Annotated in this window: 18 protein-coding genes, 2 pseudogenes and 1 riboswitch; of the genes and pseudogenes, 10 read left to right on the top strand and 10 right to left on the bottom strand. The window is 73.0% G+C overall.

The features are described from left to right. The first annotated feature begins 127 nt into the window (after positions 1-127). Entirely contained in the window at positions 128-1,306 is a 1,179-nt protein-coding gene (locus tag GA0070618_RS00590; protein ID WP_231931553.1) for a hypothetical protein, read from the top strand. A 50-nt stretch (positions 1,307-1,356) separates the two neighbouring features. Here GA0070618_RS00590 and GA0070618_RS00595 read toward each other — a convergent pair whose 3' ends face one another. The 3 genes from GA0070618_RS00595 to GA0070618_RS00605 all read right to left on the bottom strand — a co-directional run bounded on the left by GA0070618_RS00595 (position 1,357) and on the right by GA0070618_RS00605 (position 4,224). After that, positions 1,357-2,391: a Gfo/Idh/MocA family protein gene (locus GA0070618_RS00595; protein ID WP_088979867.1), complete on the bottom strand. Its 1,035-nt coding sequence runs from the start codon at positions 2,389-2,391 to the stop codon at positions 1,357-1,359. Then, positions 2,388-3,500 (bottom strand): DegT/DnrJ/EryC1/StrS family aminotransferase, encoded by a 1,113-nt coding sequence (locus tag GA0070618_RS00600; protein WP_088979868.1) that lies wholly within the window; start codon positions 3,498-3,500, stop codon positions 2,388-2,390. Before GA0070618_RS00600 ends, GA0070618_RS00595 begins: the two co-directional genes overlap by 4 nt. Before the next feature lie 112 nt (positions 3,501-3,612). Then, on the bottom strand, positions 3,613-4,224 hold the full coding sequence (locus tag GA0070618_RS00605; RefSeq protein WP_172900355.1) for a TetR/AcrR family transcriptional regulator: 612 nt from the start codon (positions 4,222-4,224) through the stop codon (positions 3,613-3,615). 209 nt (positions 4,225-4,433) lie between these two features. Between GA0070618_RS00605 and GA0070618_RS00610 the strand changes: the two genes are divergently transcribed. The 4 genes from GA0070618_RS00610 to GA0070618_RS00625 all read left to right on the top strand — a co-directional run bounded on the left by GA0070618_RS00610 (position 4,434) and on the right by GA0070618_RS00625 (position 9,561). Continuing rightward, the gene (locus tag GA0070618_RS00610) at positions 4,434-5,330 is read left to right on the top strand and encodes an ABC transporter permease (protein WP_088979870.1); all 897 of its coding nucleotides are present in this window, start codon (positions 4,434-4,436) and stop codon (positions 5,328-5,330) included. Continuing rightward, the gene (locus GA0070618_RS00615; RefSeq protein ID WP_088979871.1) at positions 5,323-6,132 is read left to right on the top strand and encodes an ABC transporter ATP-binding protein; all 810 of its coding nucleotides are present in this window, start codon (positions 5,323-5,325) and stop codon (positions 6,130-6,132) included. Before GA0070618_RS00610 ends, GA0070618_RS00615 begins: the two co-directional genes overlap by 8 nt. Positions 6,133-6,258: 126 nt before the next feature. Further along, positions 6,259-7,827 carry a bifunctional cytidylyltransferase/SDR family oxidoreductase gene (locus GA0070618_RS00620; RefSeq protein ID WP_088979872.1) on the top strand — a complete coding sequence of 523 codons (1,569 nt, stop codon included), beginning with the start codon at positions 6,259-6,261 and terminating at the stop codon, positions 7,825-7,827. Between the two features lie 45 nt (positions 7,828-7,872). Continuing rightward, on the top strand, positions 7,873-9,561 hold the full coding sequence (locus GA0070618_RS00625; RefSeq protein ID WP_088979873.1) for a CDP-glycerol glycerophosphotransferase family protein: 1,689 nt from the start codon (positions 7,873-7,875) through the stop codon (positions 9,559-9,561). A gap of 101 nt (positions 9,562-9,662) precedes the next feature. On the opposite strand, the gene GA0070618_RS00630 is transcribed toward GA0070618_RS00625, so the two are convergent. From GA0070618_RS00630 to GA0070618_RS00645, 4 genes are all read right to left on the bottom strand, one after another. Then, entirely contained in the window at positions 9,663-10,514 is an 852-nt protein-coding gene (locus GA0070618_RS00630; RefSeq protein WP_088979874.1) for a C39 family peptidase, read from the bottom strand. 194 nt (positions 10,515-10,708) lie between these two features. Continuing rightward, positions 10,709-10,847, bottom strand: a riboswitch (cyclic di-AMP (ydaO/yuaA leader). Positions 10,848-11,206: 359 nt separating this feature from the next. Further along, positions 11,207-11,965 (bottom strand): hypothetical protein, encoded by a 759-nt coding sequence (locus GA0070618_RS00635; RefSeq protein WP_088979875.1) that lies wholly within the window; start codon positions 11,963-11,965, stop codon positions 11,207-11,209. Positions 11,966-12,118: 153 nt separating this feature from the next. Further along, a complete protein-coding gene (locus tag GA0070618_RS00640) occupies positions 12,119-12,592 on the bottom strand; it encodes a hypothetical protein (protein WP_143740291.1) in 474 nt (157 codons plus the stop codon). A 10-nt stretch (positions 12,593-12,602) separates the two neighbouring features. Further along, on the bottom strand, positions 12,603-13,877 hold the full coding sequence (locus tag GA0070618_RS00645; protein WP_088979877.1) for an acyltransferase family protein: 1,275 nt from the start codon (positions 13,875-13,877) through the stop codon (positions 12,603-12,605). 202 nt (positions 13,878-14,079) lie between these two features. Here GA0070618_RS00645 and GA0070618_RS00650 point away from each other — a divergent pair, with 202 nt between their 5' ends. Together GA0070618_RS00650 and GA0070618_RS00655 are read left to right on the top strand one after the other, a co-directional pair. Continuing rightward, positions 14,080-14,688 (top strand): alpha-ketoglutarate-dependent dioxygenase AlkB, encoded by a 609-nt coding sequence (locus tag GA0070618_RS00650; RefSeq protein ID WP_414467592.1) that lies wholly within the window; start codon positions 14,080-14,082, stop codon positions 14,686-14,688. A gap of 165 nt (positions 14,689-14,853) precedes the next feature. Continuing rightward, on the top strand, positions 14,854-16,197 hold the full coding sequence (locus GA0070618_RS00655; RefSeq protein WP_231931555.1) for a uracil-xanthine permease family protein: 1,344 nt from the start codon (positions 14,854-14,856) through the stop codon (positions 16,195-16,197). A gap of 55 nt (positions 16,198-16,252) precedes the next feature. Here the strand turns inward: GA0070618_RS00655 and GA0070618_RS00660 are convergent, their stop codons facing one another. Together GA0070618_RS00660 and GA0070618_RS00665 are read right to left on the bottom strand one after the other, a co-directional pair. After that, the gene (locus GA0070618_RS00660; protein WP_088979880.1) at positions 16,253-18,742 is read right to left on the bottom strand and encodes a DNA gyrase/topoisomerase IV subunit A; all 2,490 of its coding nucleotides are present in this window, start codon (positions 18,740-18,742) and stop codon (positions 16,253-16,255) included. A 29-nt stretch (positions 18,743-18,771) separates the two neighbouring features. Continuing rightward, positions 18,772-20,928 (bottom strand): annotated as a pseudogene (locus GA0070618_RS00665) (DNA gyrase/topoisomerase IV subunit B). 215 nt (positions 20,929-21,143) lie between these two features. Here GA0070618_RS00665 and GA0070618_RS00670 point away from each other — a divergent pair. Continuing rightward, complete coding sequence (locus GA0070618_RS00670) at positions 21,144-22,400, top strand: SGNH/GDSL hydrolase family protein (protein WP_088979882.1); 1,257 nt, start codon at positions 21,144-21,146, stop codon at positions 22,398-22,400. Positions 22,401-22,498: 98 nt separating this feature from the next. Here the strand turns inward: GA0070618_RS00670 and GA0070618_RS00675 are convergent, their stop codons facing one another. Then, a complete protein-coding gene (locus tag GA0070618_RS00675) occupies positions 22,499-22,930 on the bottom strand; it encodes an RrF2 family transcriptional regulator (RefSeq protein WP_088979883.1) in 432 nt (143 codons plus the stop codon). A gap of 164 nt (positions 22,931-23,094) precedes the next feature. On the opposite strand from GA0070618_RS00675, the pseudogene GA0070618_RS00680 reads away from it, so the two are divergent. After that, positions 23,095-24,308: pseudogene (locus tag GA0070618_RS00680) on the top strand (globin domain-containing protein). A 227-nt stretch (positions 24,309-24,535) separates the two neighbouring features. Continuing rightward, entirely contained in the window at positions 24,536-25,753 is a 1,218-nt protein-coding gene (locus tag GA0070618_RS00685) for a glycosyltransferase (RefSeq protein ID WP_088979884.1), read from the top strand. Positions 25,754-25,766 lie beyond the last annotated feature (13 nt).

Genomic DNA, 25,766 nt, shown 5'->3' on the forward strand with positions numbered 1-25,766 from the left:
CTTCCCCCACCCGTCGCACCCCCACCGCACCGACCCGTGCCGGGCCGGTGGACCACCGCTGCCGCGGCCGGTCGCCCGACCCGGCATCGGACGCGCGCCCCCTCCTCCTGCCTGAGCTGGAGCACCGATGACCGCAGCCCCTCTCGACAGCCGCCCGCTCCCGACCCACCCGCACGCACCGGCGTCGCACCGGGTCCCGCACGGCCACAACCGGTTACGCGCCGCCGTCCGGACGTTCGCGCCGGCGGTCGCCGCCTTCGCGGCCGCCCGGGTGGCCGGCCTGGTCGTCCTCACCCTCTGGAACGGCGGCGGGTTCAACGACCTGCTCGCGCTGCTCGCCGGCTACGACGGCGCCTGGTACCTGGGCATCGCCGCGGACGGCTACGGCGGGCCCGGGATCGGCGAACGGGACCTCGCGTTCTTTCCGCTGTACCCGATGCTCATCGCCGGCCTGGAACCGCTGCTGCCGCTGGGGGCACGGAACACGGCGCTGCTGATCGGCTGGGTGGCCGCCCTGGTCGCGGCGGCCGGACTGTTCGCATTGGGCAGTCACCTGCACGACCGGCGGGTCGGGTTCGCGCTCGCGGTGCTCTGGGGTTGCCTACCGCACTCCGTGGTGCTGACGATGGCGTACACCGAGGCGCTGTTCACCGCTCTGGCGGTCTGGGCGCTGCTGGCCCTGCTCCGCCGGAACTGGCTCACCGCCGGCGTGCTGTGCCTGGTCGCCGGCCTGAGCCGGCCCACGGCGACCGCGCTGATCGGGGTGGTCGGGCTGGCCGGGTTGATCGCCGTGTTCCGGCGTCAGGACGGCTGGCGGCCCTGGGCGGCGGTGGTCATGGCCCCGCTGGGCTGGATCGGGTACATCGGATGGGTGGCCGTCCAGACCGGCCGGATCGACGGCTGGTTCCACCTGCAACGGGCCGGTTGGGGCAGCTACTTCGACGGTGGCCGCTACACCCTGCGGGTCGCCCACGACCTGCTCGGCAAGGCGTCGGCTCTGAACCTGGTCGTGGTCACCCTGCTCCTGTTCGCCGCCGCCACGCTGGTCGTGCTGGGCCTACTGGACCGGCAACCGTGGCAGTTGGTCGTGTTCGGCCTGGTCATGGTGGTGATGACGGTGGGCAGTGCCGGCTACTACCACTCGAAGGGGCGGTTCCTGCTGCCGGCCGCCACACTGCTGCTGCCACTGGCGGTGGTCCTGGGCCGAGCCGGCCGGGCGAAGGCGGGAACGGTGCTGGTCGCCCTGGCGCTGGCCTCCGCCTGGTACGGCGGGCACCTGATGCTGATCTGGACCTACTCGCCCTGACCGGAGAGGGCGGCGGTGGGGGTGGCCCGGCCGGACCACCCCCACCCTCGTCATCGCGCGACGGTCCGGTCGACGCTGTCGATGCGGGTCGGGCCGACGTCGACCGTGGCCCCGACCGACGCCGACTCCAGCAAACCGGCCGCGACCTGCACGGTCCGCAGGCCCTGGCGCAGCGTCACGATGTCGCTCTCCTTGCCCTCCACCGCGTCACGGAAGCGCTCGTGCTCGACCAGCAGCGGCTCCCGCTTGGGGATCGCGTAACGGACCATGTCGCCCTCGGCCACGCCGCGGAACGCGCGCAGCGCCTCCCACTCGGTGTCGATGGCGCCGTTGGCGTAGAAGGTCAGGTCGGCGGTGAGCGTGTCGGCGACGAAACAGCCCTTGTCGCCGGTGATCACGGTGGACCGTTCCTTGAGCGGGCTCAGCCAGTTGACCAGGTGGTTGACCATCGTGCCGTCGACGAGCTGACCGACGACGGCGACCATGTCCTCGTGCAGTCGGCCGCTGCGGGAGACCGTCCGGGCGGAGACCGAGGTGTACTCCTGGCCGGTCACCCAGCTGGTCAGGTCGATGTCGTGGGTGGCGAGGTCCATGACCACGCCGACGTCGGCGATCCGGTGCGGGAACGGACCCTGCCGGCGGGTGACGACCTGGTAGACCTCACCCAGCTCGCCGGCCTCCAGCCGGGTACGCAGGTTCTGCAGGGCGGGGTTGTACCGCTCGATGTGCCCCACACCGGCCACCAGGCCGCGCGACTCGAACGCCTCGACCAGCCGGGTCGCCGCCTCGACCGACTGGGCGAGCGGCTTCTCGATCAGTGCGCAGACGCCGTTGCCGGCCAGTTCCAGGCCGATCTGCTCGTGCAGCGCGGTCGGACAGGCCACCACCGCGTAGTCGATGCCGAGGGCGAGCAGCTCGCCCAGCTCCGGGACGACCGGGGCGTGCAGCGTGCCGGTCGCGTCGCCGGCCGGGTCGACGATGCCGACCAGCTCGACGCCGTCCAGACCGGAGAGGATCCGGGCGTGGTTGCGTCCCATCGCGCCGAGGCCGATCAGTCCGGCGCGCAGCTTCCTGCCCTCGCTCATGCCGCACCCCCGGCGACGTTGGCGGCGTCGGCGATCCGCTCCAGGTCGGACTGGCTCAGCGACGGGTGGACGGGCAGGGAGATCACCTGGGCGGCGGCCTTCTCGGTCTCCGGCAGGTCCCACGGGCCCGGCTCGCCGTCGGCGTTGAGGTACGGCTTGAGCCGGTGGATCGGGGTCGGGTAGTAGACCGCGTTGCCGATGCCCAGGTCGGTGAGGCGCTGCTGGGCGGCGTCCCGGTCACCGTCGACGACCCGGACGGTGTACTGGTGGTAGACGTGCCGGGCGTTGTCGGCCACCGGCGGGGTCACCATCGCGGAGATCCGGGCGTCCAGGAACTTGGCGTTTGCCCGCCGCTGCTCCGTCCAGTCGGCGAGCTGCCGCAGCTGCACCCGACCGATGGCCGCGGCGACGTCGGTCAGCCGCATGTTCGCGCCCACGACCTCGTTGGCGTACCGCTGCTCCATGCCCTGGTTGCGCAGCAGTCGCAGCGTCCGGGCGAGCGCCGGGTCGGCCGTGGTGATCATGCCGCCCTCGAGGGAGTGCATGTTCTTGGTGGGGTAGAAGCTGAAGCAACCAGCGGTGCCGAACGCGCCCACCGGGTGGCCGTTCAGGCTGGCGCCGTGCGCCTGGGCGGCGTCCTCGACGACGGCCAGGCCGTGCTTCTCGGCGATCGCCATGAGCTTGTCCATCGCGGCCGGGTGTCCGTACAGGTGCACCGGCATGATCGCCTTGGTCCGGGGGCCGACGGCCGCCTCCACCGCGGCCGGGTCCACACAGAACGAGCCCGGCTCGATGTCGACGAAGACCGGCTCCGCGCCGACCAGCCGGATCGAGTTGGCGCTGGCGGCGAAGGAGAAGGACGGGACGATGACCTCGTCACCCGGGCCGAGTCCGAGGGCCATCAGGGTGAGCTGGAGCGCGGAGGTGCCTGAGTTGACCGCGACGCAGTGCCGCCCGGCGACCAGCTCGGCGAACTCCTCCTCGAAGGCGGCGACCTCGGGGCCCTGGACCACCCGGCCAGTGCGCAGCACCCGAACGGCGGCCTCGATCTCGGCTTCGCCGATCACCGGCCGAGCGGGTGGGATGAATTCGGCGTTCTGCCCAGTCATGGGCATCCTCCTGTCGTGTGGAGCTCGTCCGGCCGCGATGCTAGCCGGTTCCGGTGTCCCCGGAACCTGGCGGTACGAAATGGGGGTGATCGGATGAGACGAGCACGGTTTGTCAGGGTCCTACGGTGAGCTGGACGCCCGGCTCGTCCCGGATTGGTGGTTCACATGCTACTCGGAGCGCCTCGACGACCGCCGCCGCCATCCGGGGCAGCTCGGCCGGGTCGAGCGGAAGCCGGGCGATGGCCAACCGCCAGTACAGCGGCCCGACGATGAAGTCGATCGCGGCATCCGGGTCCGCTCCGACGGGCAGTTCGCCGCGCTGCACCGCCCGGTCGATCAGCAGGCCACCCACGGTGCGCTGGTTGAGTCGTAGGGCCGCTTCGAGGGTCTGGGCCATCTGCGGGTTCCGGGCCGCCTCGGCGAGCAGGTCGGGAATGATCTGGGAGGCGAGCGGGTGCCCCAGGGCGCGTGCCATGATCATGTAGAGCATCTCCAGGTCGCCCTGGAGCGTGCCGGTGTCCGGCAACGGCAGGCGCTTGCCGGCCGCGGCCGAGACGACCTCCAGCACCAGTTCGAGCTTGGAGCTCCACCGCCGGTAGATGGCGGTCTTGCTCACTCCGGCCCGGCGGGCGACCGCCTCGATGGAGAGGCGACCGTAACCGACGGCGGCCAGTTCCTGCATCACGGCGCGGCGGATGGCCGTGGTGATCTCGCCACGGAGCACCGCCGCTCCCGCCGGAGCACGCCTCTTCTCGGTCGTCACGTGGAACAATGTAGCGCAGCGACGGTACGGTTGCGTCCCGACGTGTTTTCCACTACGGTCCACGCAGCGATGAGGCTCGACGTTCCCACCGCGTGCGGTCCGGTCGGACGACATGCCGGAGGCCCGCCTCACCCGCAATCCGTCAACCTGGAAGATCGGAGCGCCTTCCCATGGCCAACACGGCGGTGGCTGACGCCGACTCAGGACTGACCCGGGCGCAACTGGCCGCCCGGTACGGTCTGACGGTCGCCGGCGAACGGCCCACCCTGGCCGGATACACCCGGCAGTTGTGGTCCTATCGGCACTTCATCGCGGCGTACGCGAACGCGAAGCTGATCGCCACCTTCGCCACCGCCCGGCTCGGGCGGGTCTGGCAGGTCCTGACGCCGCTGACCAACGCGGCGATCTACTTCCTGATCTTCGGGGTGATCCTCAACACCAAGGCCGGGATCGACAACTTCATCGCCTATCTCTGCGTGGGGTTGTTCGTCTTCAACTTCACCCAGTCCGTGGTGCTCCAGGGCACCCAGTCGATCACCAGTAACCTCGGCCTGATCCGGGCGCTGCACTTCCCCCGGGCCAGTCTGCCGATCGCGGTGACGCTGACCCAGTTCCAGAACCTGCTCACCGCCATGCTCGTGCTGATCGGGATCGTGCTGGTCACCGGGGAGCCGTTCGGCCCGGAGTGGCTGCTGGTGGTGCCGGCGCTGGTACTCCAGTCGGTGTTCAACGTCGGGATGGCGCTCGGCATGGCCCGGCTCGGCTCGAAGATGACCGACCTGAAGCAGCTCATGCCATTCGTGATGCGGACCTGGATGTACGCCTCCGGGGTGCTCTACAGCGTGGAGAACTTCGCCAAGCACCTGCCCGGCTGGGCTCAGACGGTGATCGAGCTGAACCCGCTGTTGATCTACATCGAACTGGTCCGGCACGCGCTGATGGAGGACGTCCTGCTGACGTCCGCGGCACCGCGCCTCTGGCTGATCGGCACCGCCTGGGCGCTGATCGCCTTCTTGGGCGGGTACGTCTACTTCTGGCGCGGCGAGAAGGAGTACGGTCGTGGCTGAGCACAACCAGGTCACCCCCGGCGTCGCCACCGTCGCCGACCAGCGCATCCCCACCGTCATCGCCGACGACGTCCACCTGATCTACCGGGTCTACGGTGCCGGCACCCCGGGCAGCGGTTCACCGGTGGCCGCCCTCAAGCGGATCGTCACCCGCACCAACGCGCCGAACATCCGCGAGGTGCACGCGGTCAAGGGGGTCAGCTTCACCGCGTACCGGGGTGAGGCGATCGGGCTGATCGGCAGCAACGGCTCCGGCAAGTCGACCCTGCTGCGGGCGATCGCCGGCCTGATGCCGGTGAGCCGGGGCGCGATCTACACCCAGGGGCAGCCCTCCCTGCTCGGCGTCAACGCCGCCCTGCTCAACGACCTCTCCGGCGAGCGGAACGTGGCGCTCGGCTGTCTGGCCATGGGCATGACCCCGGCACAGGTCCGCCGACTCACTCCGCAGATCATCGAGTTCTCCGGGATCAACGAACGCGGCGACTTCGGCTCCCTGCCGATGCGGACGTACTCCTCCGGCATGTCGGCCCGGCTGCGCTTCTCCATCGCCGCCGCGAAGAAGCACGACGTGCTGCTGATCGACGAGGCGCTGGCCACCGGTGACGCCCGGTTCCGCCGACGCAGCGAGGACCGGGTCCGCGAGCTGCGCGCCGAGGCGGGCACGGTGTTCCTGGTCAGCCACGCCATCGGCACCATCCGCGACACCTGCGAGCGGTCGATCTGGCTGGAGTCCGGCGTGATCCGCATGGACGGCCCGACCGACCAGGTCGTCGCGGCGTACAACGAGTTCATGAAGAAGTAGCGTGTGGCGGCCTGCCCCCCGGTGAACACCGGGGGGCAGGCGCGTTCGGCGGCGGAGCTAAGGTCGTACCGCGCCCGCCCGAGGAGTCGGGCACGGACGACGGCGCGTGGATCAGTGAGGATCACGATGACGCAGGACCACCCCAACGGAGCCGGCACCGGTACGGAGGCCCCGCCTCCGTGGCGCCCCTCGCGGACGGTGGCGGTGGTGCTGGCCGGCGGGACGGGCTCCCGGGTCGGGCTGGGCATCCCGAAGCAACTCGTCAAGATCGCCGGCAAGCCGATCATCGAACACACCATCGCGGTCTTCGAGGCGGCTCCCGAGATCGACGACATCCTCGTGCTGATGGCCCCCGGCTACGTCGACGACGCCCGCGCCATCGTCGAGGCGGCCGGTTTCCGCAAGGTCCGCCAGGTCCTCCCCGGCGGCGGGACGCGCAGCGACACCACCCGGCTCGCGCTGGAGGCCATCGGCCCGGAGGACTGCAACATCCTCTTCCACGACGCGGTCCGCCCCCTGCTCAGCGGACGGATCGTCCGGGAGTGCGTGAACGCGCTCTGGACCTACCAGGCGGTGGACGTGGCGATCCCCTCGGCGGACACCATCGTCGAGGTGGGCGAGGACGACTGCATCACCGGCATCCCGGTGCGGTCCCGGCTGCGGCGCGGGCAGACCCCGCAGGCGTTCCGCTCCGGCACCATCCGCGAGGCGTACCGCCGGGCGGCCGACGACCCGCACTTCGCCGCCACCGACGACTGCGGCGTGGTGCTGCGCTACCTGCCCGAGGTGCCGATCAGAGTGATCGACGGCGCGGACGAGAACATCAAGGTCACCCACCCGGTGGACGTGCACCTGGTGGACAAGCTCTTCCAGCTCGCCGCCGCGCGGGCACCCCGTCCGGTGGACGAACACCGGTACACCGAGGAGCTGACCGGCCGGACGCTGGTGGTCTTCGGGGGCAGCTACGGCATCGGCCACGAGCTGGCCGAACTGGCCCGCCGCTACGGCGCGCAGGTCTTCCCGGTCAGCCGCTCCACCACCGGCACCCACGTCGAGCGGGACGCCGACGTGCAGGCGGCGTTGCGCACCGCGTTCGAGGCCACCGGCCGGATCGACCACGTGGTGGTGACCGCCGGGATCCTGGAGAAGGGCGCCCTGGCCGAGATGGACGAGGCGACCATGGACCGCCTCCTCCAGGTCAACTTCGTCGGGCCGGTGACCGTCGCCCGGCACGCGCTGCCGTACCTGCGCCAGACCAGGGGGCAGCTGCTGCTCTACACCTCCAGCTCGTACACCCGGGGCCGGGCCCGGTACGCGCTCTACTCGGCGACCAAGGCCGCGCTGGTCAACCTCACCCAGGCCCTCGCCGACGAGTGGGCCGAGTTCGGCGTCCGGGTCAACTGCGTCAACCCGGAACGCACCGCCACCCCGATGCGCACCCGGGCGTTCGGCGCGGAGCCGGAACACACCCTGCTCGCCGCCGCGACGGTGGCCCGGGCCTCGCTGGACGTGCTGCTGTCCGACCTCACCGGCCAGGTGATCGACGTCCGCCGCTCGGCCGACGATCCGGTGGTGCCGGCCCAGACCGGGCCGGCACCCTCCGCCGGACCCGCACCCTCCGCCGGGCCGGCACCCTCCGCCGGATCCGCACCCTCCGCCGGGCCGGCACCGTCGGCCGCGCCGTCGGCCCGCTGAACCCGCGCTCCCCCATTCCACGCGACAGGCAGGAGAGTCAGCGAGATGCGTGGCACCCTGGTCCGGAAACTGCTCGCCCGGTGCCTCACCGTGGGCCTGGCGGTCCTGGCCTTCCTCCTGGTCGCGCTCACCGGGGCGACCCTGCCCGGGCTGGTGCTCGCGGTCGCCGCGCTGGCCGCCGGGGTGTGGGAACGCCGGGTCCGTCCCGGTGCGGACGTGGTGGCCGAGTCCGTCCTGGTCGCCGCCGGCGTCCTGGTCGGGTACGCCCGCCGCCTCGACGCCGGCTTCGACCCCGCCTTGGTGGCGACCGCGCTGGTGCTGCTCGCGCTGGTGCTGCTCGACGGCCCGCTGCGGGACGCCGGAGGGCTGGAGATCCGCACCGCCAACCTGCCGGTACGGCCCGGACTGACCACCACCCACGTCGGCACGGCGATCCCCGTGCTGCTCGGCGCGGTCGCGCTCGGCGCGCTGCTCGCCCTGCCCAGCTGGTACGCCCTGGTGGTCAGCCTGCTCGTCGGCGGACTGGCCGGAGTGGTCGGGATGCGCCTGGCCCGCCGGCGGTTCCGCCCGTCGGCCGCGGCCAGCCCGGTGGCCCGCGCGCTGGCCCGGCACCAGCCGGAGTTCCTGCTCTACTTCTCCGCCCCGCCCGGCTCGGAGTACCAGGTCACCATGTGGCTGCCGTACCTGGAGCGGATCGGCCGGCCGTTCCTGGTGCTGCTGCGCGAACCGGAGTTCCTGGCCCCGATCGCGGCGGCCACCCGCGCGCCGGTGGTGTACTGCCCGACGCTGAAGGCGATCGACGAGGCGCTCGTCCCCAGCCTGAAGGTGGCGTTCTACGTCAACCACGGGGCGAAGAACGCCCACTGCATCCGGTTCACCCAGCTCACCCACATCCAGATCCACCACGGCGACAGCGACAAGGCCCCGAGCGCCAACCCGGTCTCGGCGATCTTCGACCGGAACTTCGTGGCCGGGCAGGCGGCGATCGACCGGTACGCCCGCGCCGGGGTGCACATTCCCCGGGAGAAGTTCGTCGTCGTCGGCCGCCCCCAGGTGGAGGCGATCGGGGTACGCCGACCGCCGGTGCCGATGCCGGCCCAGCCGACCGTGCTCTACACGCCCACCTGGACCGGGCACCACGCGGACGCGAACTACTGCTCGCTGCCGGTGGCCGAGGCGGTGGTCGGGCGGCTGCTGGCCCGGGGCGCGACGGTGATCCTGCGGGCCCACCCGTACACCGCGCAGAACCCGGAGTCGGCACGGCAGCTCGCCCGGGTGGAGGAGTTGCTCGCGGCGGACCGCTCCCGCACCGGCCGGCAGCACGTCTGGGGCACCGACGCCAGCCGGGCGATGAGCCTCGTCGACTGCGTCAACCGCTCCGACGCGCTGATCTCGGACGTCTCCGGGGTGATCTCCGACTACCTCTACTCCGGCAAGCCGTACGCGGTCACCGACATGGGCGCGGACGGCGACGCGTTCACCGAGCGCTTCCCGCTGGCCCGCTCCGGCTACGTGCTGCGCCGGGACCTGGCCGACGTCGACGGCGTGCTGGAGCAGCTGCTCGGCACCGACCCGCTGGCCGAGGCGCGCTGGGCGATGCGCACCCACTACCTGGGTGACTTCCCGATCGAGTCGTACGCCGAGGGCTTCCTGGCGGCGGCCCGGGCGCACCTCGCGCCGGCTGCCGTTCCGGCCACCCACCCCGACCAGGCGGACCAGCCGGTCGGCGCGTAGCTGTCTGTGGTGGTTGGTAGCAGGGGTCCCCTGTTACTCCTTTCTGAGTAACAGGGGACCCCTGCTACCACCCGGCCGGCGGTTACGACCGTGGCGTGGGCTCAGGCGGAGTAGCCCCGGGTGGCGGCCCAGTGCGCCAGGCTGATCGTGGTCATCCAGTACGAGCCGGCGGCGGCGTTCGCCGGGTCCGCGATCTTGACGGTCCGGCCGTTGTCCCGGTAACCGACCACGGTCAGGTAGTGCCCGCCGGGGTAGGAGTGCCAGCCACCGGCGACGTCGGTGGCGGAGCCGGCGATGTTGACGACGACGGCGTACCCGTTGCCGACCGCCCGCACCACGTCGGCCTGGAGCCGGTCCATCTGGGCCGGCGTGGCCGCGCTACCGGGGATCGTCCTGGTCCGGTAGACGTCCCGGCCGACCAGGTCGTTCAGGACGCGGGTGGTGTCCTCGGCGGAGTTGGTGCCGGCCTGGGTGGTGTTGAGCCGCTGGGCGAGGTCGTCCTGGCTGCGGACGACGTCCCGGGCGGTCAGCGCGATCCGGGTGGCGGCCGGGCCGCAGTAGTAGAAGGTGGTCTGCTCCTGGTACTGGATGTCGAGCACCTTCGACGCGGGCGGCTTCGGCGGGGTGGGGCTGGCCGTCAGGTCCGGGTTCGACGAACCGGTGGCGGTGGGCGACGCGGACGGGGTGGCCGGCGGGGTGGTGGCGACGGCCGACGGGCTGGCCGGGGACGCGGTGGCACGGCCGTGCTGCCGCGAGGCGGCGGTCGACCGGTCCGGCTCGGCCGCCGTGGCGACGGTGTCCTCGCGGTGCGCCGGCGGGTCGGGGTCGACGAGCAGGACGCCGGCGGTGGACGCCGCCACCAGCACCGCCGCCGAGGCGGCGACCTGGTACGACCGGCGGGCTGGGAACAGGTTGAACGGTCGCGGGACCGGGTACTTCACGGGTTCCTCCACGGAAGACAGGGGTGGAGAGCGGCGCACCCGGTCGACGCACGGCGGACCGTGCGTGGGGTCGACGTCGGTGTGGGGTGCCCGCTCGGACGGCGTCCGGGGGTGGACGCCGGAGTCAGTGCCGGCGGCGCGGGCGGACGGCCGGCGGCACCGGGGCACCGTGGAGGAGCCGGGTAACGGGGGCGTACGGCACGAGGTACTCCTTCCGATACCGCCTACCGGGTTAGCTGACGGATTCGGGCGGGAAGATCGCCCTACCACGGGTCGGCCCCGCGGATTCACCCCGGACGTACGTGGGTCCCCGGCTCGTTGCGCACGATTAGGCGGGCCGGCGCGGTGTCGCCCTTTGCGACCTACGACCGCACCAGACGGGCCGACACTACTGACGCCGCAATCCACTGCCAACCCCCGTGAGCTGGGCAAACCGCACAGCACACCCGGAAGTCGGGTACGTTCACGCGCTGACGTCGCTCAATGGGACGACCGGTTCCCCGAGTACCGTCGGGCGATTTCCGGACGGCATCGGCACAACCACCTCGGCGCACTCGACGCGGAACGGGACGCCCGGGGTCGAAGGTGCGGGAAACCGGGGCGTGGCCCGGGTCACGTCACGATCCGGTCACGCTCGCGCCGAGCGCGGCACGCCGGCCGGCGCGATCCGGCCGACCGCGCATCCCACATCTGCCCCGGCGGGGTCATCCCACCCGCGCCGGCCGCCACCGGGCGGCGAGGCGAACCGCACCGGGCAGCCGCCGGGGCGCGACGACCGTCCGGGTGCTCGCCCGGAGCCGTTCCGCCGCGAGGGACGCCTCCGCCGCCAGGGACCGCGCCGCCGTCGCGGCGACCTCCGCCTGCCGCCAGGCCACCCGTTCCCGCTCGGCCGCCGTCCGGTACTCCACCCGCCGCAGGTCGCGGACCACCCGGTGCAGGACCGCTTCCTGCACGACGGGGTGCAGCCGCGGATCCCAGCCGTTACGGCGGGCGAACACGTCGCTGAGCTGCCGCACCGACAGGTCGCCCCGCCAGTAGGCGGCCATCGCGGCCCGGTGCAGGAAGCGTTCCCGGGCGACGTACTCGGCCGGGGTGCGGGGTGTCCGGGGGGCGGGCAGGGCGGCGGCCCCGGCGAAGCGACGGGCGGCGGTCTCCGCCTCGTCGTACGCCCGCCAGGCCTGGTCGACCCGTTCCTGCGCGGTGAGCCACCGCTCCCGGCGGCGGCGGGCGGTCCGGGCGGCACCGGCCGCCGCGACGGCCACCTCCTCGGCGTACCGGCGCAGGTCCGCCGGGTCGGGGGCGGCGGGGTCGGCGGCAGCGGCAGCCGGCGGGGAGAGCGTCGGCTCCCGCTCGGGGCGGGCCACCAGGACGGTGAGCACGGTCAGGGCGAGCACGAGCAGGGCGGACCAGATGGCGGCCGCCCGGGGCACGTCGACCAGGAACTCGTAGAGAACGACGTCCACGTCGGCACCTCACGGGACACGGGAGCGGGTGGGGGCCGCACACCTCGGGCGCCGGGTCCGCTGGCGGCGGAGCCGGGACCCCCGTCGGCGGGTGCGGGGTGAGGTTCGTCGGGTCAGCTTCTCCCCGGGGGCAGGACACCCGGGATGGACGGATCAGCGACGTGGTGGGGCCCGGGAACCGACCACGCCGGCGTCGGTGGCGGCCAACGGCCGGACCGGCCGGTGTCCGGTCGACACCGGCCCGGCCGGCGGGGCGTCGGTCGCGGTGGCCGGACCGGTGGCGACGAGCGGCGTCTGGTGGTGGGTGTCCGGCCCGGCGGCGCGGACGGTGCTCGTGGTGCTGTCGGCGACCCGGCCGGAGGGCGAGGACGGCGCCAGCACGTCGTGGGCGACCGGGCCGGCGAGCGGGGACGTGCCCGGCACCCGGTGGGCGACCCGCTCCGTGGTGACGGGTGCGCCCCGGTCGACGGGGGACCACTCGGCCGGGGCGGGTGGACTCCCGGCGGGGAGGCCCCCGGCGAGGCCGCCGCTCAGCGCGAGGGCGACCGCCACGGCGAGGCTGGTGAACACCCGCAACGCCCGGCGCACCGACCACCAACGGAGGCAGCCGAGCACGACGGGAGGCACGGGAAGCAGATTACCCCGGTCGTCGGGCACCCGCGTCGATGCCGGCCGGGTCGGATTCCCCGGCCTGGTCACCGGGCGGGACGTCGGCGTGTCCCTCCCGGTCGACGCCGGCGGCCCGCTGCCGGGGCGCGACGGTCGCCGGCCGTCCCCCGGTCGCGGACGGCCCGTCGGCCGTCGTCGCGGGGCTCCCGGTGGGGGCGCGCTTCCGGCTGGGGGCGAGCAGCCGCATCATCGGGGTCTCCACCCACCGGTACAGCAGCCAGGCCAGCAGGAGGTTCAGCAGCAGGAAGCCGACCGCCACCAGTGGCCCCCTCCAGCCGGTGAAGCCCACGCCGTGGTCGCCGGTGAGCCGGAGGATGGTGACCATCACGAAGACGTGCACCAGGTAGAAGGCGAAGGAGACCTCGCCGAGCCAGACCAGCGGCCGGGAGCGCCACGGCGAGGGCAGGCCCCGCACGTCGGCCCGGGCCGCCGAGGTGATCACCAGGATGTACGCGGCCGACAGCAGCGCCGCCCAGAACTCGGCGCGGATCCACTCACCGGCCACCGCCCAGGTGACCACGAAGATCAGGCTGGCCAGCGGCAGGCCGGGGCCGCGCCAGTGGCCGCGCCGCATCAACTCGGCCGCGGCGACGCCCATCCAGAACTCGGTGGAACGCACCAGCGGGAAGATCTGGGTGAACCACCACCGGCTCTCCTCCGGCACCAGGAGCTGCCCCGGCCAGAGCGCGAGGATCACCAGCGGCACCGCCACGACCACGGCCCAGAGCGCCACCGACGGCGTCCGGCGCAGCGCCGGCAGCACGAACGGCAGACAGAAGTAGAAGAACAGTTCGCAGGAGAGCGACCAGCTCACCGTGTTGACACTGTAGAAGTAGCCGGGAGTCGGGTTCCAGGCCTGCACGAGCAGGAGGTTCTGCACCGCCGCCGAGGGGTTCACCGGGTCGGCGAACCAGAGCCCGACCAGCAGCACCACCGCCCACATCAGCAGGTGGTTCGGGTAGATCTTGGCCAGCCGGCGGCGCCAGAACGCCCACTTCGTGTCCTGCTCACGGGCCGACCAGACCAGCACGAACCCGCTGAGCACGAAGAAGAACTGCACCCCGGAGAGACCCAGGGTGAACAACTGGTCCACCACGGCCTTGAACTCCGGCTCGACGATGATCCGCATCGTCCCGACGTGGAAGCCGAAGACCAGCATCGCCGCGATCCACCGCAGTCCGGTCAGGGACGGCAGGCGGGACAGGGACCGGTCGGCCCCGGGCGTCGGGGTGAGGCTGGTCATGACACCGCCCGCGGATACGGCTCGCGGATCGGCATGCGGGTTCTCCCGTCGGTCGGCCGGCGTACGCCGGGATTGGTCACATGGGGCGGAACCGGTCGCCGCCGCCCCGCCGGGCACCCTACCCCGACCATCCGCCTCTCGTACGTGTGTACGACAGGTGGGTAGGATCGGCCGGGTGGCCGACATCGCGTACCAGCCCTCGATGCTGGACCTCACCGACTCCGGCCCCGCTCTGGAGCCGCTGGCCGGGCGGGTGCGCCGGCACGAGCTGGGCCGGGGCGCCTGGGTCGACCACCTGCCCGGCTGGGTGCAGGGCTCCGACCCGGTCCTCGCCACGCTCCTGCGGGAGGTGCCCTGGCGGGCCGAGCGCCGCCGGATGTACGACGCCGAGGTCGACGTACCCCGGCTGCTCTGCTGGTACGCCGCCGGCCGCCCCCTGCCCCATCCCGTGCTGACCGAGGCCCGCGCGGCGCTCAACCGGCACTACGCCGCCGAACTCGGTGAGGAGTTCGTCACCGCCGGCATGTGCCTCTACCGGTCCGGCCGGGACAGCGTCGCCTGGCACGGCGACACCATCGGTCGGGGCGCGCACGCGGACACCATGGTGGCGATCGTCTCGTTCGGCACGCCCCGCCCGCTGCTGCTGCGCCCGCGCGGCGGCGGGACCGGCCCGCGCTTCCCGCTCGGCCACGGCGACCTGGTCGTCATGGGCGGCTCCTGCCAGCGCACCTGGGAACACGCCGTCCCGAAGACCAACCGCCCGGTCGGCCCCCGGGTCAGCGTGCAGTTCCGTCCCGCCGGCGTCGCCTGAGCCGGGTCCGCGCGGGCGGACCCTCGCGGAGACCACGGCTGGCACGCGTCCGACCCCACCGGCGGACCCGTTCGCACCGCCCGGTGCCGGTCCGGCGGACCGGCCGCCAGCGGCACTCTGTTAGAAACGTCCAGGGTCGCCGCTGCCCCACCAGGTCCCACCGACGTGAAGGGCAGTGCCGCCATGACCCCACCACCACCCCCCACCACGACGACGAGCCGGACACCCTGGCGGCTGCACGGCGACGGCCGGGCGGTACGCCCCGGCGACGTGGTCGCCCCGGACGAACGCCTCTCCTGGCCGCGCACCGTCGGGGTCGGCGTGCAGCACGTGGTGGCCATGTTCGGCGCCACCTTCACGGTGCCGCTGATCACCGGCTTCCCGCCGGCCACCACGCTGTTCTTCTCCGGGCTGGGCACCCTGCTGTTCCTGGTGATCACCGGCAACCGGCTGCCGTCGTACCTCGGCTCGTCGTTCGCCTTCATCGCACCGGTCATGGCGGCGAAGGCCGGTGGTGACATCGGTCCGGCGCTCGGCGGCATCGTGGTCGCCGGCGCGGCGCTGGCCCTGGTCGGCCTGGTCGTCCAGGTGGCCGGGACGCGGTGGATCGACGCGCTGATGCCTCCGGCGGTGACCGGCGCGATCGTCGCGCTGATCGGGCTCAACCTCGCTCCGGTGGCCTGGGACGGCAACGGCAGCGGCACCGGCGTCAAGGCGCAGCCGCTGGTCGCGGCGGTCACCCTGGCCGCCATCCTGCTCACCACGGTGGCCTTCCGGGGCTTCACGGGTCGGCTGTCGATCCTGCTCGGCGTGGTGGTCGGTTGGCTGTTCGCGGCCGCGACGAACGGGCTCGACCTGGCCACCCTCACCCGGCTGCGCGAGGCGGCCTGGGTGGGACTGCCCGAGTTCCACGCGCCCAGCTTCAGCGTCCAGGCGGCGGTGCTGGTCATCCCGGTGGTCCTGGTGCTGATCGCGGAGAACGCCGGCCACGTGAAGGCGGTGGCCGCGATGACCGGCCGCAACCTGGACCGGGACATGGGCCGGGCGTTCCTGGGTGACGGGATCGCCACCGTGCTCGCCGGCTCCGCCGGCGGCTCCGGCACCACCACGTACGCGGAGAACATCGGCGTGATGGCGGCGACCCGGGTCTACTCCACCGCCGCGTACTGGGTGGCCGGGGCGGCGGCGGTGCTGCTCGGGCTCAGCCCGAAGTTCGGGGCGTTGATCCTGACCGTGCCGGCGGGGGTGCTCGGCGGCGCGACCACCGTCCTGTACGGGCTGATCGCCGTCCTCGGCGCACGGATCTGGATCGAGAACCGGGTCGACTTCCACGACCCGGTGAACCTCTTCACCGCCGCGGTCGCCCTGATCATCGGAGCCGCCGACTACACCCTCACCGTCGGCGACCTGTCCTTCAACGGCATCGCCCTGGGCACCGCCGCCGCCCTGGTCACCTACCACGTCATGCGCGCCGTCGCGCGCCTGCGCTCCCCCCGCGTCCCGACCTGACCCCGTCCGCTACCTCCGGGTCCGGCCGACGTGCGGTCGGACCCCGGAGGAACGGTCACTCGCGGGTCTGGTGGTGGCCCAGCAGGGTGGGACCGAGCATCACCGCGAAGCCGGACCCGTCCCGGCGCGGATCCTCCGCCGGCAGTTCGACCGGCTCCCCGGTGGCGGTGGAACCCACCGGCCGGGCGCCGACCCAGGCCACGACCAGGTCCGTCTCCCCCTTCAGGAGACGCTGGGCACGCACCCCGCCGGTCGCCCGTCCCTTGGCCGGGTACGCCGCGAACGGCGTCACCTTGACCGTGGCACCGGTCGAGGTGACCACCATCGGCTCCCCGTGCACCGGGTCGTCGGTGCGCACCGCGCCGAAGAAGACCACCCGTGCCCCGTCCGGCAGGTTGATGCCGGCCATGCCGCCGCCCCGGATGCCCTGCGGCCGGACCAGGCCGGCGGCGAAGCGCAGCAACGACGCCTCCGAGGTGACGAAGGTCAGCGTCTCCGCCCCGTCGGTGAGCCAGGTTCCCCCGACCACCTCGTCCCCCTCGCGCAGGGAGATCACCTCGAACTCGTCCGAGCGGACCGGCCACTCCGGCGCGCAGACCTTGACCACGCCCTGCCGGGTGCCCAGGGCCAGGCCCGGCGACCCCTCGGCGGTCGGACCGAGCGGGGCCAGCGTGACCACGGACTCCCCCGGCTCCAGCGGCACCAGCTCGGTGACGGACATCCCGCCGCTGAGCGACACCGTGCCGGACTGCTGCGGCAGGACGGGCAGCGGCAGCACGTCGACCTTGAACGCCCGCCCGGCGCTGGTTACCACGAGCACCCGGCCCCGGGCGGTGGAGTGCACCAGCGCGCGTACCGCGTCGTGCTTGACCCGGCCGCGCCGGCCGCGCCCCTCGGCGGCCTCCTCCGACTCGGCCGCGGTCCGGGCGATCAGCCCGGTGGCGGAGAGGATCACCTGGCACGGGTCGTCGGCGACCTCCAGCGGCCCGGCCGGCACGGACGCCGCCAGCACCTCCTTCAGGTCACCGTCGACCAGGGTGGTCCGGCGGGGACTGCTGAACTGCTTCGCCACCGCGCCCAGTTCGTCGGAGACCAGCTTCTTCAGCACCTTCTCGTCGTCGAGGATCCGGGACAGCTCGGCGATCTCACCGCGCAGCTTCTCCTGCTCGGCCTCCAGCTCCAGCCGGTCGTACTTCGTCAACCGGCGCAGCGGGGTGTCCAGGATGTAGGTGGCCTGGATCTCGGAGAGGCCGAACCGGCTCATCAGGCCGTCCTTGGCGGCCTGGGCGTCCTCGCTCTCCCGGATGAGCCGGACCACCCGGTCGATGTCGAGCAGCGCGACGAGCAGGCCGTCGACCAGGTGCAGCCGCTCCTCCCGCCGACGCCGCCGGTACGAGGTGCGTCGGGTCACCACGTCGTACCGGTGGGCGAGGAAGACCTCCAGCAGGGCCTTGAGCCCCAGGGTGCGCGGCTGCCCGTCGACCAGGACGAGGTTGTTGACGCCGAAGGACTGCTCCAGCGGGGTGAGCCGGTAGAGGTCGGCCAGGAGCGCCTGCGGGTTGACCCCGACCTTGCACTCGACGACCAGCCGGGTGCCGCTCTCCCGGTCGGTGAGGTCCTTGACGTCGGCGATGCCGGTCAGCCGCTTGGTCTTCGTCACCTCGTTGGTGATCGCCGCGATGACCTTCTCCGCGCCGACGCCGTACGGCAACTCGACCACGGTGATCGCCTGCCGGCCCCGACTGCCCTCCACCGGGCCGATCTCCACCCGGCCGCGCATCCGCACCACGCCCCGGCCGGTCTCGTAGGCCCGGCGGACCTCGTCCAGGCCGAGCAGCAGGCCGCCGGTGGGCAGGTCCGGGCCGGGGACGAACTCCATCAGCTTGTCGAGGGTGGCGTCCGGGTGCCGGATCAGCCAGCGGGCCGCCGCGACCACCTCGCCGAGGTTGTGCGGGATCATGTTGGTGGCCATCCCGACGGCGATCCCGGACGCGCCGTTGACCAGCAGGTTCGGGAAGGCGGCCGGCAGCACGGTGGGCTGGGTCAGCGAGCCGTCGTAGTTCGGCTCGACGTCGACGGTCTCCTCGCCCAGCTCGCCGACGAGCAGCATCGCCTCCCGGGACATCCGGGCCTCGGTGTAGCGCGCCGCGGCCGGGCCGTCGTCCGGGGAGCCGAAGTTGCCGTGCCCGTCGATGAGCGGGACGTTGAGCGAGAAGTCCTGGGCGAGCCGGACCATCGCGTCGTAGATCGCGGTGTCGCCGTGCGGGTGGTAGCGCCCCATCACGTCGCCGACCACGCGGGCGGACTTCACGTGCGCCCGGTCCGGGCGGAACCCGGACTCGTGCATGGAGTAGAGGATGCGGCGGTGCACCGGCTTCAGGCCGTCCCGGGCGTCTGGCAGGGCACGGGAGTGGATGACCGAGAACGCGTACTCCAGGTAGGAGTCGGAGACCTCGGTGACCAGCGGGTTGTCGAAGACCCGTGCACCGGCCCGGTCGAACGCGGACAGGTCGACCTTGTCGCGGGTTTCCTTACGGCGTGCCATGGTTGCGCTCTCTCCCGTGACAGGGGTGGTCAGGCGTCGATCGCGTCGCGGTCGACACGGTCGGCGGACTCGATCAGCCAGTTGCGGCGCGGTTCGACCTTCTCGCCCATGAGCAGCTCCAGGATCCGCTCGGCGGCGTCGACGTCCTCCAGGGTGATCCGCCGGACCGACCGGGTGGCCGGGTTCATGGTGGTCTCCCACAGCTCGTCGGCGTCCATCTCGCCGAGGCCCTTGAACCGGGGGATCGGGGTGACGATCTGCTTGCCGGCCTTCTCCAGCTTGCGAACCGTCGCCTCCATCTCGGCCTGGGTGTAGGTGTAGACGGTCTGCGGGTTGCGCCCCCTCGTGGTGATCTTGTGGAGGGGCGGCATCGCGGCGTAGAGGCGTCCGGCCTCGATCAGCGGTCGCATGTAGCGGGCGAAGAGGGTGATCAGCAGGGTCCGGATGTGCGCGCCGTCCACGTCGGCGTCCGCCATGATCAGGACGCGGCCGTACCGCATGGTGGAGAGGTCGAACGTCCGCCCCGAGCCGGCCCCGAGCACCTGCACGATCGCCGCGCACTCGGCGTTGTCCAGCACCTGCTGGAGGTTCGCCTTCTGCACGTTGAGGATCTTGCCCCGGATCGGCAGGAGCGCCTGGTACTCGGCGGACCGGGCAAGTCGCCCGGTCCCGAGGGCGCTGTCCCCCTCCACGATGAACAACTCACTTCTTTCAATGCCTGCGGAGCGGCAGTCGACCAGCTTCGCCGGCATCGCCGCCCCCTCCAGGGCGGTCTTGCGGCGGGCGGCGTCCTTCTGCTGCTTCTGGGTCAGGCGCACCCGGGCCGCGTCGACGATCTTCTGGAGGACGGTGCGCGCCTCGGCCTTCGACCGGCGGTCCTCCAGCCACGCCTTGAGGTGCTGCTCCACCAGGGACTGCATGACCTTGGTGATGCCGGCGGTGGAGAGTTCGTCCTTGGTCTGCGAGGTGAACTGCGGTTCGGGGATCCGCACGTGCACCACGGCGGTCATCCCCTCCAGGACGTCGTCCAGGGTGGGCGGGTCCTCCTTGGCCCGCAGCAGGCCCCGGGTGTTGCGGACGGCCTCGGCGAGGGTACGCGTCAGCGCCCGCTCGAACCCCTTGCGGTGGGTGCCGCCGTGCGCGTTGCGGATGGTGTTGGTGAAGCACTCGACGGTGCGCTCGTAGCCGGTGCCCCAGCGGAAGGCCACCTCCACCTCGGCGCGACGCTGCACGTTGGACTGCATGACGCCGTTGGCGTCGGCGGCGTTCTCCCGGTAGGTGCCCTCGCCGGTGACCAGCAGGGTGCCGGAGACCGCCCGGTCGCCGGCCGGGGCGAGGAACTCCACCATGTCGGTGAGCCCGTTGGGGTAGTGGAACTCCTCCCGGGTCGGCTCCTCGCCGGTCTCGTCACGGAGCAGGTAGTTGACGCCGGGCACCAGGAAGGCGGTGTTGCGCAGCTTCATCCGGACCGCGTCGACGTCCAGTCGGGCGCCGGTCTCGAAGTAGCGCGCGTCGTGCCAGTACCGGATCGAGGTGCCGGTGCGCTGGCCGCGTTTGGTCGCGCCGACCACCTGGAGGCCGGGGCCGGGGGTGAACGGGTCGTCCGGGCCGGGGCCGTCGAAGATGCCGGGCACCCCGTGCCGGAACGACATGGCGTGCACCTTGCCGTCCCGCCGGACGGTCACGTCGAAGCGGCGGGAGAGCGCGTTGACCGCCGACGCGCCGACGCCGTGCAGGCCGCCGGAGGTCTTGTAGCCCGAGCCGCCGAACTTGCCGCCGGCGTGCAGCCGGGTCAGCACCAGTTCGACGCCGGAGATGCCGGACTTGGCGTGCACGTCGGTGGGGATGCCCCGGCCGTCGTCGTCGACCTGCACCGAACCGTCGGCGTGCAGCACGACCTCGATCCGGGTGGCGTGGCCGGCGACCCCCTCGTCGGTGGAGTTGTCGAGGATCTCGTTGACGAGGTGACCCACGCCACGGCTGTCGGTCGAGCCGATGTACATGCCGGGGCGTTTGCGGACGGCGTCCAGCCCCTCCAGGTGGGTGAGGTCGTCGGCCCCGTAGAGGGGCTCAAGCTCTGCGGTCAACTTGGTCGTACTCCCAGGTCTCGGCGGTGCGGGGCCACCTCCGGCGGAGATCGCCGGTGGACGGCACGCCGCAGCGAGCCTAGCCGGATGCGCCGACATACCCACGCCGCCCCGCGCCGGGGCCGTCCGCACGCACCGATCGTGAGCAGGGCCACGGGCCCGCGAGGCGGGGTCGGGGTAGGCCCCTCCGACCCCCGGGAGCACGAAGTCCATCGATCGAAAACGGCGGCGAACCGTTGACGCCCGCGAGACGGGCGTGGTGTGATCGCGATCTCAAAGACTTTCTCACATTTCCATCGATGGATGGAGGTCCGATGTCCCTGTTCCGTCGTACCGCGCTCGCGGCGGCGCTGGTCGTGGCCGCGGCCGGGCTCACCGCCACGGCCGCGCCCCCCGCCCCGGCGACCGCCGCGCTCCCCACCGCCGCGGTGGCGCTCGGCGACAGCTTCATCAGCGGCGAAGGCGCCGGCGCGTACGCCCCGGTGGTCGACGTCAACGGGGTGCCCCAGGGCTTCCCGGGCTGGTCCGCGCCGAACAACAACGCCTACTTCTGCCACCGCTCGGCGAACGCGTCCCTGCACCGGGCCAGCCTCCCGGGCATCCAGGACCGGTTCAACCTGGCCTGCTCCGGCGGGCAGCCGTACGACATCGGCGCCGCCTCGGCCGCCCGCGCCAAGGGCCGGCAGGTGACGTCCCAGCTCGACCAGCTCCGCGCGGTCGCCCGGACCCACGACATCGACCTCGTCCTGATCGGCCTCGGTTCCAACAACAGCTCGTTCACCTTCGGCTCGGTGGCGGAGAAGTGCGCCAACCGGTTCATCGCCGACGCCTGGACCGGCTGGTGGGAGTTCTGGGCGTACCTGGGCGGCCCGGTCCCGCAGGAGCCGTGCGCCGACGCCGACCTGGCCACCCCGGCGCAGCTGACCGCCGCCACCGGGGAGACCACCTCGGCGGTCCGCCAGATCCTCGCCACGCTCGCCCAGGTCGACGCCGACGGCCAGCACCGGGTGGTGTTCCAGGACTACACCAACCCGCTGCCGTTCGACCTGTACCCGACCTTCCACGAGCAGGACGGCCGGGCCGACGACCGGGACAAGTTCCGGGACCTCGGCGCCGAGCGGTACGCGGCCGGCTGCCCGATCCACCGGGCCAGCCTGGCCCCGGGGCACCGCTTCTCCGCCAGCCTCGGCACCCTGGTCCGGTCGACCCGGGACACCCTCGCCGCCGAGTTCCCCGGCGCGGACCTGGTCTACCTGAACGTGCAGCGGGCCTTCGACGGCGCCCGGCTCTGCGAGTCGCCGAGCAGCCCCACCGGCACCCTGGCCACCCCGATCCGGCTCCAGGACGGGCCCTCGGGGGTCTTCGTGACCAGCCTCTCCGGCTACGACAAGCTGGATATCCAGGACATCGCGAACACCTGCGTCAGCTACTTCCAGACCTGCCAGGAGTCCTGGCACCCGAACGCCGCCGGGCACCAGGTGCTCGGGCAGTGCCTGACCGGGGCCGCCACCGCCACCGCCCGCAGCGTGGCCTGCGTACGGTCGCCGGACGGCAGCGTCAGCGTCTCCTGAGAGGCGGCGTCACCGCCGCCAGGGACGTCGCCGCCTCGGACGGACCACCGGGACCCCGCCCACCTCGGGCGGGGTCCCGTCTTGTCACACACACCCCGTCAGAGCGGCCGGCCACCGAGGGTGAGCAGCACCGGGCCGGCCGAGCCGGCCACCAGGTCACCGAGGCGGACCTGGTCGAGCACGCCGAGGAACGCGTCCTGCGCGCGGCGCAGCTCGCCGCGCAGGCGACACGCGGGCCGCAGCGGACAGGCCGGGCGGTCGCAGTCCACCACCTCGTCGTCGCCCTCGAACGCCCGGACCATCGCGCCGACGGTCAGCGCGGTCGCCTCCTCGGCGAAGACCACCCCGCCGGCGCGTCCCCGGATGGTGACCAGCACACCGAGCCGCTGGAGGCGTTGGACGACCTTCGCCACGTGGTTGCGGGGCAGGGCGAGCTGGACGGCCAGCTCGTCCACGGTCGTCCGGCCCGGTGACGCGGCGGTCAGCATGGCGATCCGCAGCGCCATGTCGGTGGACCGGTTGAGCTTCACGTCCCGACCCTAGTCAGCGGGACGGGCCGCCGCTGACGGCCGGAGGTCCCCCGGCGGTGTGATCCGGACGACCCCGGATCCGGGACCTTCGACCCTGAAGAAGTATTTGATCTACCTGTTTAGCTGAGCGCGCTCGACCGACCAGTGACCAGGAGGAGTGAGTCGTGCTCACGGAGACATCAGCAGCGGTGGTCAAGGCGACCCTGCCGGCCGTACAGGCGCACGGGGAGGCGATCACCGGCCGGTTCTACCAGCGGATGTTCGAGGCCCACCCGGAGCTGCTCGACATCTTCAACCAGGGCAACCAGGCGACCGGACGGCAGCGGGCGGCGCTCGCCGCGGCCGTGGTCGCGTACGCCGAGCACCTGATCGGGGTGAGCAACCTGCCGTGGGGACCGGTCCTGGACCGGATCGCGCACAAACACGCCTCGCTGGGCATCACCCCGGCGCAGTACACGATCGTCGGCCGGCACCTGATGGCCGCCGTCGGCGAGGTGCTCGGCGACGCGGTCACCGCCGAGGTGGCGGCGGCGTGGGAGGAGACGTACTGGCTGCTCGCCTGCGAGCTGGTGGCCCGCGAGGCGCGGCTCTACCACGGCGCCGGGATCGGCGAGGGCGAGCCGGTGTGGCGCCCCTGGCGGGTCGACCGGCGGACCCCGGAAACCGCCGACGTGGTCTCCCTCACCCTCGTCCCGGCCGACGGCGGCCCGGTGCCCGACTTCGTCCCGGGCCGGTACGTGTCGGTCGCCGTCGACCTCGGCGATGGGCGGGGCCAGCAGATCCGGCAGTACAGCCTCTCCGGCCGCCCCGGCGCGGACCACTGGCGGATCACCGTCAAGCGGGTACGCGGCACCGACGGCGCCCCGGACGGGGCGGTCTCCACCTTCCTGCACGAGCAGGTGGCCGTCGGGGACACGCTGCGGCTCAGCCCGCCCTTCGGCGAGGTCGCCTCGGCCCCCGGGGAGGGCCCGTTGCTGCTGATCAGTGCCGGGATCGGGGTGACCCCGGCGATGGCCGCGCTGGAGCACCTCGCCGTCACCGCGCCGCACCGGCCGGTGACCCTCGTGCACGCCGACCGGGCCGGCGGCACGCACGCCCTGCGCGACCAGCTCCCCCGACTCCGTGCCGCCCTGCCCCACCTGCGCCTGCACCTGTGGTACGAGGAGGACGGAGACCTGCTCGACGGGCTGTCGGCCGAGGTCAACCCGGCCGGGTGGACCCGGAGCTGATCCCGCTCACCCCCGACGCGCACGTCCACCTCTGTGGACCGTTGCCGTTCATGAACCTGGTCCGCAGCGGGCTGGTGCGCCGGGGTGTACCGGCCGGTCGGATCGCGTACGAGGTGTTCGGCCCGGGCATGCTCCGCGACGACGTCTGACCGGAAGTGCCCGGACGTGACCCGATCGGTTGGTTAGGCCGCACGGCTCAGGGTACGGACCCTGCCATGCGGGTCGGGCGTCCGCTCCAGCCGGAACGTCACGGACGCGTCCCGGTCGGCACCCGCCGACCGGGACGCGCTCCACCGGCCCGCGTCGAACGCGGAACGGCACGGTTCGGCGGTCGACCGTTCCCGGGGCGACGGGACCGGCTGATGGAGGAGGAAGCATGCGCATCGCGATGATCTCGGAGCACGCCAGCCCGCTCGCCGTACCGGCCGAGCCGGACGTCGGTGGCCAGCACACGCACGTCGCGGAGCTGGCCACCGCCCTCGTCGGCGCGGGCCACGACGTGCGCGTCTACACCCGCCGGGACTCCACCGCGATGCCCGACGCCGTGCCCACCGGGGACGGCTACCTGGTCTGTCACGTGCCCGCCGGCCCGCCCGAGCGGCTGCCCCGGGACGAGCTGCTCCCCTACCTCGGCGAGTTCGGGCGCTGGCTCGCCGGAGCGTGGCGGGACGGTGACTGGGCACCCGACGTCGCCCACGCGCACTTCTGGATGAGCGGCCTGGCCACCCTGCACGCCGCCCGCCGGACCGGGGTGCCGGTCGTGCAGACGTACCACGGGCTCGGCACGGTGGCCCGGCGGCAGCTCGGCAACCAGGACACCAGCCCACCGGGGCGGATCGGCTACGAACGGGCCATCGGCCGGGCCGTCGACCGGGTGGTCGTGCAGTGCCAGGACGAGGTCGCCGAACTGCTCCGGCTGGGGGTGCCCCGCTCCCGGATGACCCTGGTCCCCACCGGGGTCGACGAGGAACTGTTCGGCCCCGAGGGACCGGTCGTGCCCCGGGATCCGGCCCGGCCCCGGATCCTCACCGCCGGCCCGCTGGTCGCCGCGCAGGGTCTGCCGGACGTGGTCCGGGCGCTGCCCGGTGTGCCGGACGCGGAGTGCGTCGTGGTCGGTGGTCCCCCCGCCGACCTGCTGCCCAGCGACGGCACGGCGCGCCGGCTGCTGGCTCTCGCCACGGCCTGCGGCGTGGCCGAGCGGGTCCGCCTCGTCGGCGCGGTGCCCCGTACGGAGCTGGGCCGGTGGTACCGCTCCGCCGACATCCTCGTCGCCGCCCCCTGGTACGGACCGTCCGGCCTCACGCCCCTGGAGGGCATGGCCTGCGGGGTGCCCGTGATCGGCACCACCGTCGGCGGGATCACCGACACCGTGGTCGACGGGCTCACCGGTGACCTCGTCCCGCCGCGCGACCCCCGGGCCCTCGGGACGGCGGTCCGCCGGCTGCTGCGCGACAACGTCCGCCGCTTCTCGTACGCCACCGCGGCGCTGGACCGGATCCGCAGCCGGTACTCCTGGAAGCGGGCCGTGGAACAGCTCGGGGCGGTGTACGAGACGGTCGCCGGCATCGGTCGGGCGGCCCCGGCGGTCGCCTGACCAGCGCGGCGAC

Source organism: Micromonospora echinospora (assembly GCF_900091495.1).
Taxonomy (GTDB): Bacteria; Actinomycetota; Actinomycetes; order Mycobacteriales; family Micromonosporaceae; genus Micromonospora; species Micromonospora echinospora.

Coding starts and splice junctions, on each gene's coding strand:
- GA0070618_RS00590 (WP_231931553.1), top strand. CDS start 128: ATGACCGCAGCCCCTCTCGACAGCCGCCCGCTCCCGACCCACCCGCAC.
- GA0070618_RS00595 (WP_088979867.1), bottom strand. CDS start 2,391: ATGAGCGAGGGCAGGAAGCTGCGCGCCGGACTGATCGGCCTCGGCGCG.
- GA0070618_RS00600 (WP_088979868.1), bottom strand. CDS start 3,500: ATGACTGGGCAGAACGCCGAATTCATCCCACCCGCTCGGCCGGTGATC.
- GA0070618_RS00610 (WP_088979870.1), top strand. CDS start 4,434: ATGGCCAACACGGCGGTGGCTGACGCCGACTCAGGACTGACCCGGGCG.
- GA0070618_RS00620 (WP_088979872.1), top strand. CDS start 6,259: ATGACGCAGGACCACCCCAACGGAGCCGGCACCGGTACGGAGGCCCCG.
- GA0070618_RS00625 (WP_088979873.1), top strand. CDS start 7,873: ATGCGTGGCACCCTGGTCCGGAAACTGCTCGCCCGGTGCCTCACCGTG.
- GA0070618_RS00645 (WP_088979877.1), bottom strand. CDS start 13,877: ATGACCAGCCTCACCCCGACGCCCGGGGCCGACCGGTCCCTGTCCCGC.
- GA0070618_RS00650 (WP_414467592.1), top strand. CDS start 14,080: ATGCTGGACCTCACCGACTCCGGCCCCGCTCTGGAGCCGCTGGCCGGG.
- GA0070618_RS00660 (WP_088979880.1), bottom strand. CDS start 18,742: ATGGCACGCCGTAAGGAAACCCGCGACAAGGTCGACCTGTCCGCGTTC.
- GA0070618_RS00670 (WP_088979882.1), top strand. CDS start 21,144: ATGTCCCTGTTCCGTCGTACCGCGCTCGCGGCGGCGCTGGTCGTGGCC.
- GA0070618_RS00685 (WP_088979884.1), top strand. CDS start 24,536: ATGCGCATCGCGATGATCTCGGAGCACGCCAGCCCGCTCGCCGTACCG.